17 protein-coding genes are annotated in these 15,362 nt (G+C 57.3%); 7 read left to right on the forward strand and 10 right to left on the reverse strand.

The window, feature by feature from the left end:
- Position 1 precedes the first annotated feature (1 nt).
- The 6 genes from Q0844_RS12270 to Q0844_RS12295 form a co-directional block, all read right to left on the reverse strand.
- Positions 2–811 (reverse strand): AAA family ATPase, encoded by an 810-nt coding sequence (locus tag Q0844_RS12270; protein WP_299045305.1) that lies wholly within the window; start codon positions 809–811, stop codon positions 2–4.
- Positions 804–1,412: a 16S rRNA (guanine(527)-N(7))-methyltransferase RsmG gene (gene rsmG, locus Q0844_RS12275; RefSeq protein ID WP_299045106.1), complete on the reverse strand. Its 609-nt coding sequence runs from the start codon at positions 1,410–1,412 to the stop codon at positions 804–806. The genes Q0844_RS12270 and rsmG overlap by 8 nt, the downstream gene beginning before the upstream one ends.
- Positions 1,412–3,271 carry a tRNA uridine-5-carboxymethylaminomethyl(34) synthesis enzyme MnmG gene (mnmG, locus tag Q0844_RS12280; RefSeq protein WP_299045107.1) on the reverse strand — a complete coding sequence of 620 codons (1,860 nt, stop codon included), beginning with the start codon at positions 3,269–3,271 and terminating at the stop codon, positions 1,412–1,414. The genes rsmG and mnmG overlap by 1 nt, the downstream gene beginning before the upstream one ends.
- 13 nt (positions 3,272–3,284) lie before the next feature.
- Complete coding sequence (gene mnmE / locus Q0844_RS12285; RefSeq protein WP_299045109.1) at positions 3,285–4,568, reverse strand: tRNA uridine-5-carboxymethylaminomethyl(34) synthesis GTPase MnmE; 1,284 nt, start codon at positions 4,566–4,568, stop codon at positions 3,285–3,287.
- A 22-nt stretch (positions 4,569–4,590) separates the two neighbouring features.
- Positions 4,591–5,862, reverse strand: coding sequence for a transcription termination factor Rho (rho, locus tag Q0844_RS12290; protein ID WP_299045112.1), 1,272 nt, complete (start codon positions 5,860–5,862; stop codon positions 4,591–4,593).
- Positions 5,863–5,986: 124 nt separating this feature from the next.
- Positions 5,987–6,433, reverse strand: coding sequence for a CopD family protein (locus Q0844_RS12295; RefSeq protein ID WP_299045113.1), 447 nt, complete (start codon positions 6,431–6,433; stop codon positions 5,987–5,989).
- A 410-nt stretch (positions 6,434–6,843) separates the two neighbouring features.
- Here Q0844_RS12295 and Q0844_RS12300 point away from each other — a divergent pair, with 410 nt between their 5' ends.
- From Q0844_RS12300 to dnaQ, 4 genes are read left to right on the forward strand one after another with little or no spacing between them, the layout of a single operon-like run.
- A complete protein-coding gene (locus Q0844_RS12300; protein WP_299045115.1) occupies positions 6,844–7,443 on the forward strand; it encodes a Maf family nucleotide pyrophosphatase in 600 nt (199 codons plus the stop codon).
- A 15-nt stretch (positions 7,444–7,458) separates the two neighbouring features.
- Complete coding sequence (locus Q0844_RS12305) at positions 7,459–8,289, forward strand: shikimate dehydrogenase (RefSeq protein WP_299045117.1); 831 nt, start codon at positions 7,459–7,461, stop codon at positions 8,287–8,289.
- A complete protein-coding gene (gene coaE, locus Q0844_RS12310) occupies positions 8,286–8,879 on the forward strand; it encodes a dephospho-CoA kinase (protein WP_299045118.1) in 594 nt (197 codons plus the stop codon). The genes Q0844_RS12305 and coaE overlap by 4 nt, the downstream gene beginning before the upstream one ends.
- Complete coding sequence (gene dnaQ / locus Q0844_RS12315) at positions 8,872–9,558, forward strand: DNA polymerase III subunit epsilon (RefSeq protein ID WP_299045120.1); 687 nt, start codon at positions 8,872–8,874, stop codon at positions 9,556–9,558. Before coaE ends, dnaQ begins: the two co-directional genes overlap by 8 nt.
- Before the next feature lie 45 nt (positions 9,559–9,603).
- Here the strand turns inward: dnaQ and secB are convergent, their stop codons facing one another.
- A complete protein-coding gene (gene secB / locus Q0844_RS12320) occupies positions 9,604–10,089 on the reverse strand; it encodes a protein-export chaperone SecB (protein ID WP_299045122.1) in 486 nt (161 codons plus the stop codon).
- Between the two features lie 58 nt (positions 10,090–10,147).
- Positions 10,148–10,615, reverse strand: a complete 468-nt coding sequence (locus Q0844_RS12325) for an FxsA family protein (protein ID WP_299045123.1) — start codon at positions 10,613–10,615, stop codon at positions 10,148–10,150.
- Between the two features lie 114 nt (positions 10,616–10,729).
- On the opposite strand from Q0844_RS12325, the gene Q0844_RS12330 reads away from it, so the two are divergent.
- The 3 genes from Q0844_RS12330 to Q0844_RS12340 are packed head-to-tail and all read left to right on the forward strand — an operon-like array spanning position 10,730 to position 13,007.
- Positions 10,730–11,389 (forward strand): Tim44/TimA family putative adaptor protein, encoded by a 660-nt coding sequence (locus Q0844_RS12330; RefSeq protein WP_299045124.1) that lies wholly within the window; start codon positions 10,730–10,732, stop codon positions 11,387–11,389.
- A gap of 41 nt (positions 11,390–11,430) precedes the next feature.
- Positions 11,431–12,420 (forward strand): murein transglycosylase A, encoded by a 990-nt coding sequence (locus Q0844_RS12335; RefSeq protein ID WP_299045125.1) that lies wholly within the window; start codon positions 11,431–11,433, stop codon positions 12,418–12,420.
- Complete coding sequence (locus tag Q0844_RS12340; RefSeq protein ID WP_299045127.1) at positions 12,417–13,007, forward strand: Smr/MutS family protein; 591 nt, start codon at positions 12,417–12,419, stop codon at positions 13,005–13,007. The genes Q0844_RS12335 and Q0844_RS12340 overlap by 4 nt, the downstream gene beginning before the upstream one ends.
- On the opposite strand, the gene Q0844_RS12345 is transcribed toward Q0844_RS12340, so the two are convergent.
- The gene (locus Q0844_RS12345) at positions 12,990–14,237 is read right to left on the reverse strand and encodes an MFS transporter (protein ID WP_299045129.1); all 1,248 of its coding nucleotides are present in this window, start codon (positions 14,235–14,237) and stop codon (positions 12,990–12,992) included. The genes Q0844_RS12340 and Q0844_RS12345 overlap by 18 nt on opposite strands.
- Positions 14,234–15,334: an alpha/beta fold hydrolase gene (locus Q0844_RS12350; protein WP_299045131.1), complete on the reverse strand. Its 1,101-nt coding sequence runs from the start codon at positions 15,332–15,334 to the stop codon at positions 14,234–14,236. Before Q0844_RS12350 ends, Q0844_RS12345 begins: the two co-directional genes overlap by 4 nt.
- Positions 15,335–15,362: the final 28 nt, after the last annotated feature.

The raw sequence follows: 15,362 nt of genomic DNA on the forward strand, positions 1-15,362 counted from the left end.
ATCAGGCCCCCATTGCTGCATTGTTGGCAACCAGCTCTTTCGCTAGGTCACGATAGGCCACAGCGCCTTTTGATGCCGTGTCGTAGGACAGAACGGGCATAGCAAAGGACGGCGCCTCACTGACCCTCACATTTCGCGGGATCCGCGTTTTGAATACGATGTCACCCAGATTGTCGCGTGCGTCTTGTTCCACTTGCTGCGACAGGTTGTTTCGTGCGTCGTGCATCGTCAACACGACGCCTTCGATCCGCAAGTCCGGATTCCCGTTTTGGCGTACCTCACGCACCGTCAACATAAGCTGTGACAGCCCCTCCAACGCAAAAAACTCACTCTGAAGCGGAACAAGCACTGAATGTGACGCGATCATCGCGTTCACGGTCAAAAGGTTCAATGACGGCGGACAGTCAATCAGGATATAATCGAACGCATAGGCGTCCATATCCGTCTGCCGCAACGCATCATGCAGCAAAAAACTGCGCTTTTCATTCGAGATCAGCTCGATATCGGCCGAACTGAGGTCAACGGTCGCCGGAACAATGGCCAGGTCATCGATGTCTGTCGCAAGAATGACGTCTTTCAGCGCAATGTCATCCAGTAGAAGATCGTAGGTTGTCTTCTCCCGGTCGCTCATTTCGATCCCCAGACCGGTCGATGCATTCCCTTGCGGATCCAGATCAACCACCAGAACGCGATTACCAAGTTCGACAAGCGCGGCGGCAAGGTTGATTGTGGTTGTGGTTTTGCCCACCCCACCCTTTTGATTCACAATGGAAATGATCTTGGGCCCAGGTGGGCGCGTCGGGTCAGACACGCGTGATATCCTTGATTTTGAGGACAACTGCTTCGGTGTTTGTTTTACTTGGCAATGCTTCATATGAAAACCGCCAGTTTTCTTCTGCAGCCTTGACTTCGCCCTGCCATTGCATCCCCTTCTGGAACAGGCAAATGCCGCCGGTCGCAAGATGCCGTTCTGCATGCCCCAGCAGATCACCAAGCGGCGCAAGCGCCCGGGCAGAAATGGTTTGCGCATCAAGCGGTGGCACATCCTCGATCCGCTGGGCGATAACCGTCATGGGAAGATCAAGCTGACGGGCACATGTGCGCAGGAATGCAGCCTTGCGCTGATCGCTTTCTACCAGCACGACATTGGCACCGCTTTCTGTCGCATGTGCTAGAATGGCCACCACAACGCCAGGCATACCGCCGCCCGACCCCAAATCAGCCCACCGTCCAGTGCGCCTGGTGTATACCTGCGCGCTGTCCCATATATGCCTGACGTCCATGTCCTCCAGCGTCGATTTGGCCACTAGATTGATCTTGGGCGTCCATTTGCGAACCAAATCCGCGTATGCTTGCAGTTTGTCCAATGTTTCACGTGAAACATCGTCGTCCCACCAGTCCGGAGCGCGCATCAAGCCGACTTCTTTTCCAGAAACCGTATACGCCCGAGGATCAAGGCAAGCGCGGCCGGTGTCATCCCATCGATACGTGCCGCTTGAGCCAGGTCAGACGGCTGAACGCGCGTCAGCTTGGCTTGCAGCTCAGCGGACAGCCCGGAGATGCCGACATAATTGAAGTCTGCCGGTATTTTCAGCTGCTCGTCTTTCCGCAGCCTTTCAACATCCTTTTGCTGCCGCGCGATGTAATTGGCATAAAGAGCATCTCGCACCACCTGATCCGTGATGTCTGGCGCAAAGCTGGACACTTCGGGCACCAGCGCGGCCACATGTTCAAACGTGACATCCGGGAACGCCAGCAGCTGAAAAGGTGTTCTTTTGGTCCCGTCCTGATTGATCCGAATACCATGTGCAGCGATCTGCTTTGGCGTGAACTGCTCGGCCTTCATAAGGTCACGGACCTTTAAAAGACTTTTCTGCTTCTTCGCAAACGCGGTCATGCGTTCATCGGATACGCAACCCAAGTCACGTCCCATTTGCGTCAATCGCTGATCTGCGTTGTCAGCCCGCAGAGACAGGCGAAATTCTGCGCGCGAGGTGAACATGCGATACGGCTCTGTCACGCCCCGCGTGGTGAGGTCATCAATCATCACACCGATATAGCTTTGATCGCGCCGAAACTGCACCGGTTCGCCCGACACAGCAGCACGCGCGGCGTTCAAACCAGCCACCAATCCTTGGGCCGCCGCCTCTTCATACCCGGTGGTGCCGTTGATCTGTCCGGCCAGGAACAAGCCCGGCACATCCCGTACCGACAAATCCGAACCCAATGCGCGCGGGTCCACGTAGTCATACTCGATAGCATATCCGGGCTGCAGAATCCTTGCCTGCTCCAACCCAGCCATGGACTGGACATAGCCGACCTGCACATCTTCTGGCAGCGAGGTGGAAATACCGTTTGGGTACACCGTGTGATCCGCTAATCCTTCAGGCTCGAGGAAGACCTGATGCGAGTCCTTATCCGCAAAGCGGACGATTTTATCCTCGATCGATGGGCAGTACCTGGGACCGACGCCCTCGATATGGCCGCCATACATGGCAGAACGATCGAGGTTCTTGCGAATGATGTCGTGGGTCCGCGCGTTGGTGTGCGTGATACCACAGGCAATCTGTCGCAAGGGCGCAGCCTTGGACATAAAGGAAAACAGCGACGGATCCACGTCCGCTTCCTGATGGTCCAAAACATCCCAATTGATTGTGCGGCCGTCCAAACGTGGCGGCGTACCGGTTTTCAGGCGGCCCATGGGCAGTGCAAAGCCATCGATCCTATCCGCCAAGGGAACCGAAGCACCGTCACCCATGCGTCCACCCGAATAGGAAACATCGCCGATATGAATCACGCCACGCAAGAACGTACCAGTGGTCAGGATCACGGATGCGGCGTTGATCTCCGAACCATCACGCAAAATCACGCCGCCAACCCGGTCGCCATCCATGGCGAAATCCGTCACCTCTCCCTCGATCACGGTCAGGTTTGGCGTGCGCTGGATTAATTCCAACATTGTGCTTTGATAGATGGCACGGTCCGATTGCGTACGGGGGCCTTGTACAGCAGGTCCTTTGCGCCGATTCAAAAGCCGGAACTGAATTCCTGATGCGTCGGCAACCCGACCCATAATTCCGTCCATCGCGTCGATTTCACGAACCAGATGTCCCTTGCCCAAGCCGCCAATTGCAGGATTGCAGGACATGATTCCGATATCTGCCAGTTTCATGGTAACAAGCGCAATTGAGGCACCCATACGTGCAGCGGCGTGCGCAGCTTCGGTGCCCGCATGCCCACCGCCAATGACAACAACATCAAAATGTTTCACGTGAAACACTCCATCATTTCCCTAGACAAAAGCTGGAAAAGATCTCGTCCAACAAGTTTTCGACGTCTACGCGCCCAACGACAGCTTCCAAAGATCGAATCGCAGCGCGCATTTCCTCTGCTGCAATATCATAGTGCTCCGGACCGTCACCCACCAACTCAACCGCGGACTTGAGAACACCCACAGCCTGCTCCATCGCGGCACGATGCCGTTCATGCGTTGCCAGGCCGGCTGACTGACTGCGCTGGACCAATGCTTGGGTGACTTCCGTGATCAAAGCGTCCACGCCGGCGCCGGTTGAACCGGATACCGAAGGAATATCATCCGATCGCAAGTCTGCCTTGGGCGCACGAATAACATCCCCCGGCTTGATTGACACGCCCAGCGACTCATTGGGTTCAACCAGGAAAATCCTGAGGTCAGCCAACTCAGCCCGTGCAAGTGCGCGCGCAATTCCCTCGGCTTCTACCTCATCCGTAGATTCTCTCAACCCCGCTGTATCCAAAAGCGTTACCGGCAATCCATCCAGGTCCATGCGAACCTCAATCACGTCACGGGTGGTTCCGGCCTTGGCGGACGTAATCGCAGCATCCCGCCGCGCCAATGCATTCAATAAGGTGGACTTACCTGCATTGGGGGCGCCGACTATGGCCACTTCAAACCCTGTCCGGATACGTTCCGCCACTGCAAACCCGTTGAGTTGACTACCGATGTCATCCACAACACCAGACAACAAGGACTGAACTTCCGGCGTTACATCCACGGGAACGTCTTCGTCGGCGAAGTCGATCGTCACTTCGATCAACGCCGCCGCACGGATCAATTGGCTCCGCCAGTTTTCGATGCGTTGGCCCAGTTCACCCGACACAGTTCTCAATGCCTGTTGTCGTTGCGCTTCCGTCTCTGCCTCGATGAGATCACCCAAGCCTTCGACCTGAGCCAGATCCATCTTGTTGTTTTCAAGCGCCCTGCGGGTAAACTCCCCCGGCTCAGCCATTCGTGCACCACATGTCCCAAGTTCGCGTAGCACAGCCGACACAACGGCGATGCTGCCGTGCAAATGCAGTTCCACGACATCTTCGCCGGTAAAGCTGGCTGGTTGATCGAATGTCAGCACCAGCGCATGGTCCAACACCTTACCATCCGCGCCCCGCAAGACGCGGGTGGCAGCGCGTTTCGCCGTTGGGATATCGCCGCACAGCTGTCGTGCAGCGATCTTGGCGCCAGGCCCGGATATGCGAATGACTGCAACGCCAGCCCGACCCTGCGCGGTGGCGAGGGCAAAGATCGTGTCCATCCCTCTTCCTCCGGCTGATGGATCAGGTGTTCATGGAATCGAAGAATTCACCATTTGTCTTGGTCTGTTTCAACTTCGAGATCAGGAACTCGATCGCATCCGTGGTGCCCATCGGGTTCAGGATACGACGCAGAACAAAAGTTTTGGTCAGGTCGTTCTTGTCGACCAGCAAATCCTCTTTCCGCGTGCCGGACTTGAGAATGTCGATAGCCGGGAACACGCGTTTGTCTGCAATCTTGCGATCAAGAACAATTTCCGAGTTACCCGTGCCTTTGAATTCTTCAAAGATCACTTCGTCCATCCGGCTGCCAGTGTCGATCAGGGCGGTCGCGATGATGGTCAGTGATCCGCCTTCCTCAATGTTTCGGGCCGCACCAAAGAAGCGCTTGGGGCGTTGCAAGGCGTTTGCATCCACACCACCGGTCAAAACCTTGCCAGACGATGGCACGACGGTGTTAAAGGCCCTACCAAGTCTTGTGATCGAGTCCAGCAAGATAACAACATCTCGTTTGTGTTCAACCAGACGCTTGGCTTTCTCGATCACCATCTCGGATACGGCGACGTGGCGGGTTGCGGGTTCATCAAAGGTCGAGCTGACAACTTCGCCCTTGACCGAGCGCTGCATGTCCGTGACCTCTTCGGGCCGTTCGTCGATCAGAAGAACGATCAGATAGCATTCCGGATGGTTCTTTTCGATGCTCGACGCGATGTTTTGGAGTAGCACGGTTTTACCCGTGCGCGGTGGCGCCACGATCAGGGACCGCTGACCCTTACCGATGGGCGACACAAGGTCGATGATCCGCGCCGACCGGTCCTTGGTCGCGGGATCGTCGGTCTCCATGGTCAGACGTTCATCCGGGTAGAGCGGCGTCAGGTTGTCGAACGCGATCTTGTGCCGTGCGCGCTCTGGCTCTTCAAAGTTGATCTTCGTGGCGTTGGTCAGGGCAAAGTAGCGTTCCGTATCATCAGGTGCTTTGATCACCCCTTCGATCGTGTCCCCCGTGCGCAGCGAATACTGGCGGATCATCTCGGGCGACACATAGATATCGTCCGGGCCCGGCAGATAGTTGGCCTCGGGCGAGCGTAGGAAGCCAAAGCCGTCCTGCAACACTTCAAGCACGCCATCGCCCGAGATTTCCCATCCCTCATCCGCGCGTTCGCGCAGGATCTGGAACATCATCTCGCCCTTCCGCATGGTCGAGGCGTTTTCGATCTCAAGCTCTTCCGCCATGGACAACAGGTCCTTGGGGCTTTGTGCCTTGAGGTCGGCAAGGTTAAGGCGTTCTGCTGTCATGGGAATACTCTTGGCCCCACTGCAAAGCAGCGGTGCACGTCCAGTCAATTGTAAAAGCTGTATGCGATCCCCGGACGGGGTGCGTGGTCGCAGATAGGCGCTGTGGCCCGTCGAGTCAATGCGTTCAGAATTTTACGACCACAGACAGGACAATCAGCACCATCAGCAATGTGGGCACTTCGTTCATCATCCGGTATTGACGGCCTGATTTGATGGGACCACCTGCGGCAAAGGCCTTGCGCTGTGTGCTTAGCCATCCGTGGAAACCTGACATAGCAAGAATACCGATCAGCTTCGTCCAGGGCCATACAGCGGCCCAATCAACGACGCCGGGTATCGATGCCAGCGCAACGCCAAAAATCCATGTAGCGATCATGGCGGGGTTCATGATCACCTTGAGCAGTTTGTATTCCATGGTCTGAAAGAGCGCGTGCGTGTCGCCTTCCAGACCCACTTGTTCAGAGTGGTAAACATACAGCCGGGGCAGATAGAAGAGGGCCGCCATCCAGGCGATGACAGACATGATGTGAAATGCCTTGATCCAGGGATAGAGGGATATGAGAAAGTCCATGCAGTGTTGTCCCAGCCGTTCCGGGGTCACCCTTATAAATAAATATAAGAAAGAAAAGAGATGATGATTTTGTAGAGAGCAGCTTTTCTGTGGATTATCGTTTTCTCCAACCGCTTCTGCACAGCAGAACAACTTTTTCCTGACAACAGGGACAAGAACAGGTTCTTCTAAAGATATAATAAATTCAATAATTTAAGACGGATTGGTACCAACCTCGGGCGTAGATAAAACTGTGGATATTTTGTGACAAGTACATGTGCTCACAGGGTCAGATTTGTTCTTTCACAGAAGGGATGAAACCAGCCGAAGCACGGCGAGACGGGCGGGATGCCCCACAGACATGGCCTTGTCCCTTGCCTTCGTCCTTTTGATCCCTCAGTTCAGATGATGTCGCACACAAGGATATCCACATGACTGCCCCCATCATCCTTGCTTCTGGTTCGTCAATCCGGGCGCAACTGCTGCGAAATGCGGGCCTGTCCTTTGATGTGGTTGTCCCGCGGGTGGATGAGGATGCGATGAAGGCGGCGCTGCTGGTGGAAGAGGCGTCGCCGCGTGATATTGCTGATGCCCTGGCAGAGATGAAGGCGCGCAAAATTGCGGACAAACGCCCCGATGCGATGGTGATTGGATGCGACCAGGTGTTGGCCTTTGACAACCGGATCTTGTCAAAGCCACAGGACAGGGCAGAGGCAGCGGTGCAATTGCGTGCGATGCGTGGCCAGCGGCATTTACTGCTGTCGGCGGCCGTCATTTATCACGATGGCGCACCTATCTGGCGGCATGTCGGCCAAGTGCGTCTGCGCATGCGCGACGTGTCCGATACGTATCTTGACGCCTACATCGAAAGGAATTGGGATGACATCCGGCACTCAGTTGGCGCATATCAACTTGAGGCCGAGGGGGTACGTCTGTTTCACAGCATCGAAGGGGACTATTTCAACGTCCTTGGGATGCCGCTTTTGGAACTGCTTGCCTTCCTGACGCTGCGCGGCGTGATCGAGGGGTAATCAAAGGCAACCGGCATGAGCGACAAAATACCTTTGGCGGGCGTGATTGGGTCGCCCATTGCGCACTCGAAATCACCGCAGCTGCATCGTCACTGGCTCAAGACATTGGGCTTGCGGGGCGATTACATTCCCATGGACGTCTCCGCGCAGGATTTGAAAACGGTACTTCGCACTCTACCCAAAGCCGGGTTTGTCGGGGTGAACATCACCATCCCGCACAAGGAAGTCGCGCTGGAGATTGCCGATCTGGTCACTGACCGCGCAACGCTGATCGGTGCGGCGAATACCTTGATCTTCCGCAAGGATGGTCAAATTCACGCGGATAATACGGATGGGTACGGGTTCATCGAAAACCTGAAAGCGGGCGCACCGGACTGGAAGGCAGGTGATGGCCCTGCCACGGTTCTGGGATCAGGGGGTGCCGCCCGTGCGGTGATTGCCTCGCTTCTTGAGGCTGGCGTACCGGAAATTCTTTTGACCAACCGGACCCGTGTCCGGGCCGAAAAACTGGCCGATGATTTCGGCAAGAAAGTGTCCGTCATTGATTGGGTACAGGCCGGAAACATCCTCGAGGATTCGGCGCTGGTCGTGAACACGACATCGCTGGGAATGATCGGAAAACCTGCAATGCGGGTGCCCCTTGACGGCTTGCGTCAGGGAACTGTCGTCACTGATCTTGTCTATACTCCGCTCAAGACAGATTTGCTGGCGGCAGCAGAGCAGGCACGTTGCGTGACCGTGGATGGGTTGGGCATGCTGTTGCATCAGGCCGTTCCAGCCTTTGAACGCTGGTTCGGTGTCAGGCCGCAGGTCGACAGTGCAACACGTGCGGCCGCGCTGCGATGAGCTTCAAACTTGGGCTGACCGGCTCCATCGGCATGGGCAAGTCCACTACAGCGCGCATGTTTGCTGACGAAGGGTGCGCCGTCTGGGATGCCGATGCCGCCGTGCACCGGCTTTATGCCCTGGGGGGCGCGGCCGTTGGTCCGATTGGGCATGCATTCCCGACGGCGGTTGTCGACGGTGCTGTCTCGCGTGATGAATTGCGTGCGATCATATCGGAAGATGCCACTGCACTGACGCAGATCGAGTCGATCGTGCATCCGCTTGTGGCGCAGGACCGTGCTGAATTTTCTGGCACAGCGGACGCTGGCGTATTGGTTTTTGATATTCCGCTTCTCTTCGAAACCGGCGGCGATACGGCAATGGATGCGGTTGCCGTTGTCGCTGTAAACGACGACATCCAGGAAGAGCGGGTAATGGCCCGGGGCACGATGACGCGCGAACAGTTCCTTGCCATCCGGGCCAAGCAGATGCCTACAGACGAAAAATGCAGGCGCGCCGACTATGTCATCGAAACGTACGATCTGGATGACGCCCGAGCGCGGGTGCGATATGTCTTGGCAGATATCGAAAACAGGATGCGACATGCGTGAAATCGTCCTTGATACCGAGACGACAGGCTTTGATCCCGAAAGCGGCGACCGGATTGTCGAGATCGGGGCCATTGAACTGGTCGGTCACGTGCCGACGAAAAACGTATTTCACGAATACATCGACCCGGAGCGGTCCATGCCGCAAGAAGCGTTCGAAGTGCACGGCCTGGGCGATGATTTTCTGAGGGGTAAACCGAAATTTGCAGCCTTGGGTCAGAAATTCCTGGATTTTGTGGGCGACGCCAAGCTGGTGATTCACAATGCAGCTTTCGACATGAAATTCCTGAACGCGGAACTGAAATGGATGGGCCTGCCGCAGATCCCTTTTGACCGTGCGATTGATACGCTGGACATCGCGCGCCGGCGGTTTCCCGGTTCACCGGCGTCCCTGGATGCACTGTGCCGTCGATTTGGCATCGACAATTCGGCCCGTACGCTGCACGGCGCCTTGCTGGACAGTGAAATCCTGGCCGAGGTGTATCTGGAGCTGATCGGCGGACGTCAGCCCGATTTTGGACTGTCGACATCTGCATCGTCGGGGACAAGTGCGATTGCATTGGAAAACTGGACGCCGCCGCCCCGGCCACGGGCCTTGCCCAGCCGGATCAGCCCATCGGAAAAAGAGGCGCACGCCGCCTTCGTTGCCAAATTGGGTGACGGGACGCTGTGGCCCAAATGAAAAAGCCCGGCGCGTTGGCCGGGCTTGTCCGATTTGTTGGATCAATCAGTTGACCGTTTCGGACGCCGCCTGTTCTTTTTGACGGCGCGCGATTTCGTTGCGGTAGAGCGATACGAAATCAATGTTTTCCAGGTTAAGCGGTGGGAACCCGCCGTCACGTGTAATGTCGCTGACAACACGGCGCAGGAACGGGAAAATCATGCGTGGGCATTCGATCAAAAGGAACGGATGCATTTGTTCTTCGGGTACGTTTTCGATGTGAAACATGCCAACATACTCGATCTCAAGCACAAAAAGGACTGTGTCACCATCCTTGGCCTTTGAGGTCACGTTCAGCTTGATAGTGCTTTCGTACTGGTGTTCCTGCGACCGTTTCTTGGCGTCCAGGTTCACCTGCACTTGCACGTCTGGCTGCACGTCGGGGGCAGCCCCTTTTTGCGACACGATGTTTTCGAACGACATGTCGCGAATGTATTGACCCAGAACGCGCATCTGTGGCGCGACGGGTTGTGTGGCTTGTTCTTCGGCCATCTGTTTCTCCGAGGCTTAAATCAGGTTGCGCGCTTGGTAACAGCTTGGCTCACGACCCTCAATGCTTGGTCCATCCCGATGGTCCATGAACTTTGCCTTGCTCGGGGTCAACTTCGGTATATTCGCCATCAACGATATCAGATTGCGGCCGCGCCTGGCTGTGCGTTGTAAATGTCGTGACCTTGATCCGGCTGCGGGCCCAGCGAAACACGGCCAATCGGACACCAGGCACAAGCAACGCAAACCCCACCGCATCCGTAAAGAAACCCGGCGTCAGAAGAAGGGCGCCCGAAAACAGGATCATCGCCCCGTGGGCCAACGCCTCGCTTGGGTCGCGCATCTGGTTGAACGAGGATTTGACCTGTCCGAGCGCCTGCAGTCCTTGCGCGCGGACAAGCATCGTGCCCAACACGGCGGTAATGACCACAATCAACAGGGTCCAACCCAGTCCAATTGCACCGCCGACCTGAATGAACAGGGCGATCTCGATCAATGGAACCAGAAGAAAGGCCAGAAACAGCCACATCAGCGCGATCCTTTCGTTTTCCGCCGGGGCCGTATAGTGGACTTGCGCCCCGTGCACACCTACATAAGGGTCCGACGGCTCTATCGCCACCCGACCCCGAAAGACGAGGATTGAATGAACTCTCCGCTTATCCAGTTGCTGGTGCTTGCCGGCATCGCTGTTTTCCTTATTTTGCGCCTGAAAAACGTGCTGGGAACACGCGAGGGGTTTGAACAACCGCCAGTGCCAAAGCAATCATCGGAACGGTCCAACCGTCCTGATCTGGAAGTGATCGAAGGTGGACCCGACCTCGACATCACGGATCATGTAGACGAGGACAGCGATGCGGCCAAGGCATTGGCCGAGATGAAGCGCGTTGAACCGTCCTTTCATGTCGCCGACTTTCTGGGCGGCGCCCGTGGCGCTTATGAAATGATCGTGATGGGATACGAACACGGCAATCTGGCCGATATCCAACCCTTCCTGTCCGAAGAGATTTACGATTCCTTTGTGGACGGCGTTGCCGCCCGAGAAGATCAGGGGCTGACCATCGAGGCGGAATTTGTTGGCGTGCGCGAGTTGAAGCTGGTCGACGCCACGTTTGACCCCGACACCAGCGAAGGCGAACTGACGATCCGTTTTGTCGCAGAGTTGAAATCTGCTGTTCGCGATCAAGGCGGAGATATCGTAGAAGGTAGTCTGACTGAGGTGAAGCGGCAGAAGGACACATGGGCCTTTTCCAGAACCATGGGGGCAGACGACCCGAATTGGATATTGGTGTCTACAGACGCGTAATCCGCTTCTGCGCCGCCCTGACTTGCGCGATTTTTCCCGCCATGACCGCTGCTGCAGCTGACATCAAATACACGGTGTTGGATTTCGCGGCACTGGATGGCTGGGCGGCAGATGATCATGGCGCGGCGCTGACCACGTTTCGCAACACCTGTCAGGACATGGATGACCCGGATTGGCGGTCGCTTTGTGCCCTTGCAGCGGACGTGCCCGATCCGCGCGCATTTTTCGAGCTGTTCTTTCGCCCGGTTCTGATCGAAGACGGTGCGCCTGCGCTGTTCACCGGGTATTTCGAACCCGAGCTTGAAGGATCGCTGCGCCGCAGTGCACGGTATCGATACCCTGTCTATGCCATGCCACCCGAAGCACGCAGGATCCGACCCTGGCTGACCCGCCGTCAAATTCTGGAAGGGCCGGTGATGCAGGGACGGGGCCTGGAAATCGCGTGGGTCGACGACCCGGTCGAACTGTTCTTTCTTCAGGTTCAGGGATCGGGGCGCATCCGACTGCCGAACGGGCAGATGATCCGGGTTGGGTACAGTGGTTTCAACGGCCACGAATACCGGTCCATCGGCGCGGAACTGGTGCGTCGGGGCACCTATGCAGCGCATCAGGTCAGCGCACAGGTGATCCGTAACTATGTCCGGCGCAATCCGGTCGTGGGTCAGGAATTGCTGTATCACAACCCATCCTACGTGTTCTTTCGCGAAGTGAGCGAGGTCCCGGCAGAGCGTGGCCCGCTTGGCGCAATGAACCGGTCTATCACCACGTTGCGATCCGTGGCCGTCGATCCCGCCTTTGTTCCGCTGGGCGCGCCGGTTTGGGTTGAAAAGGATGGATCCAATCCCCTGCGCCGATTGATGATTGCACAGGACACCGGGTCCGCAATCAAGGGGGCACAGCGTGCCGACGTATTCTTTGGCACCGGCGACAAGGCCGGGCGCGAGGCAGGCCGATTGCGGGATCCCGGACGCATGATGGTGCTGATGCCTATCCAGCGTGCCTATGCGTTGTTGCCCGAGGGTGCGATATGAACCGTCGCAGGTTGCGCCCGGACGAAGAAGAGCTTTGGCGGAAAGTGACAGACAAGACGGAACGTCTGCACCCGGAAAAGCCGTTTCATCCAGATGACTTCGTGACGACCCCGACGCCCGCGCCCCGGCCCAAGGCACAGTTCAAGGTGACGCCGGCGCTAGGCACAGGCAAACCGTCTGCGCCGTCCACATCGGTCAACCTGACCCCGTCCATCGTCGATCAGGTGGCAACGCAACCGGTCCAGATGGACCGCAAGGCCTTTACCCAGATGAAGCGCGGCAAGATGAAGCCTGAAGGCAAGCTTGACCTGCACGGCATGACCCTTGATCGCGCGCATCCGGCGTTGACCCGGTTCATTTTGTCGGCACAGGCGCAGGGCAAACGGCTGGTCCTCGTGGTAACGGGCAAGGGCAAGCACCGTGATGATGATGGTCCAATCCCGGTTCGGTTCGGGGTGCTCCGACATCAGGTCCCGCAATGGCTGTCGACACCACCGCTGTCGTCCGCCGTTTTGCAGGTCAGCCAGGCCAATGTGCGTCACGGCGGCGGAGGTGCGTATTACGTCTATCTACGCCGCAACCGTTAGGCGCAAACGGGCGCGGGCGACCCCGAACCACATTGCGGCGGTTGTCATTGCGAAATAGGCAGCGACCCAGACATATTGCGTGCCAAGTGGTACGGCCCAATCAATGAGGATGCCGGTGATAAGCGGGCCAATCGCGGACCCAAGCACCATGACGGCTGCCGCCATTGCCTTGATCGAACCAATATGTCGCGTGCCATAGAATTCGGCCCAAAACGCATTGGGCAGCGTCGAGTTTGCGCCGGTCGTCATGGCGAAGAACACCAGCCCAAGCGCAACGATTGCCAATCTGTCAGCAGCGGCAAAGCACAGGAACCCGGCAACGAGCGGTAGCTGATAAAACGGGATCAGACGTGCGGTGCCGAACCGATCCAATGCAAAACCCGATACAACCATCGCCACAATTCCGACGCCCGTGTAAATCGGAAACAAGGCCACAAGGGACAAATGTGTCCAGCCATTGACGGCTGCGTAATGTGCCTGTTGAAAAAAGAACGCTGTGCCAAAGGCGGACAGGCCCAACAGCGCAGGCACCATGAACCAGAACAACGGATGGCCCAGCGATTGGGTGCGGGTCCAATGTCGCCCATCCATGCCAACACTCTGGTTTTCTGTCGCCATCGATTGTGGCGTGCGCTCTTCGTGCAGCAATCGGGCCAGAATGGGTACGCCAAGCAAGGCAATCGCAGCCGCCAATCCCCATAGAACCCGCCAGTCAAACAGCGTCATCAACGCGACGAAGATGATCGGAAGGACCGCCTCTCCAAATGAAAAGCCCAAGGTCGCGATTGACAAGGCACGGCCGCGTGTCGCCACGAACCAACGGGCCATTGCAACGATCGCGATGTGGCTGGTCATGCCCTGCCCGGTCAGTCGCAGGGCAAAGATGACAAGGGGCAACAGGACGGCATACGGGTTCAGCGCCATCAAAAGGCACGCGACGGCAAGCATCACCAGAACCACCATCCCCAAAGTGCGTGCCCGAAAGTGATCTGTCAGCCCACCGGCCCAAAGCATGACAACCGCCGAAACAGATGTGCCAAGTGCATACATCGCCCCCCAGCTGCCATGGGTCAGATCAAAGTCGGCCTGAATCTTGGCTGCAAAGATCGAGATAAAAAAGGTCTGACCGAAAGACGACAGCAGGGTCAAAAGCGCGCCAGCCGCCAGCCAATTCCGATTGCCCAGCAGAAAGTGTCGCAAGGTGCCGGTTGTTTGACCCAAGGCCGTCATCGGGCCTCGCCCGGGATGGATACACTGATGCTGCGCCGGGTGGGGGCCTGCACCCTGCGTGCGCCGGGAATGGTCAGGACCGTGCCCGGGCGACCCCGCAGGAACTCTCGATCCAGATCAGAGGACCGGCGCAATAACTGGATCAGTGCAGGCGAGCCTCCCGCGACAAAATGATTGCCGGACTTGCGGTCCGTAAACGCGGTCACATCCACAACCGTGATCGGCAAATCAGACACCGCATCTGCGTTTTCAATGTTGCCCAGTTGCGACCGCTCGCCGCGCAGGCGGGACGACACGCGCAGAATTGCGTCTTTTCGCGAGACCATGACCACAAACGGGTCCGGCACTGTCTGGATACGTGCAAACTGGCTGCGGAACACGTCGACATTGATGTCGGGTGACAACAGGATCACGCCATTGATGTTGCGTCCCGTCCACCCGGGTTCCGCAATTTCGAGCTGCCGCAGGGTTTCCATGACCAACGCGCTGCCCATCGAATGCGCAACAAGGATGATGTCCGGCTGGCCCGCCGACCGAATGACGCGCAACATCTCGGCCAGCCCATCGCGTGCAAACAGGGCGCTGTCGCGATCATACTCGTATCCCAGCGGATTGCCGCGGCTGGGCCAGGAATAGGCCACATGCGTGCCGGGAATTTCAAGATCATTGGCCAGCTGCGCCATTCGAAACGCCGCATTGGTGAAGCTGTTGTTGAATCCATGTACAAACAGCGTGACCTCGCGTTGATCGGCGGGTTTCGATTGCAGATCGGCCCGTATGGCGTCGCTGAATGACTGCGCCGAGCCGTAGCGGTTTACCCCCGCCAGAACAAAATCGCGATCCGGTTTTGGCCGGTCCTGCCCGTCCGAAACGGTGCCAATCGCCCTGCCGGGAGGCAGCGATACGGTTGCCTGCAACAGGTTTAATGACGGTGATCGCCCGATACCGAATTCGTTCATGGCGTTCATGCTGCGTGTGGTGCCGATGAACACATCGCGGTTTGTGCCCACGCCAAGGGCCGCCGGCACGATCGGGGCCGCCGTCCGATCACTGCAAGCCGCGATCAGGATGACCAGACCAAAGACAAGTGCGCGCATTCCAATCCCCTGCCCGGCCGACACGTAC

The sequence above is a fragment of the uncultured Tateyamaria sp. genome, assembly GCF_947503465.1.
GTDB lineage: Bacteria > Pseudomonadota > Alphaproteobacteria > Rhodobacterales > Rhodobacteraceae > Tateyamaria.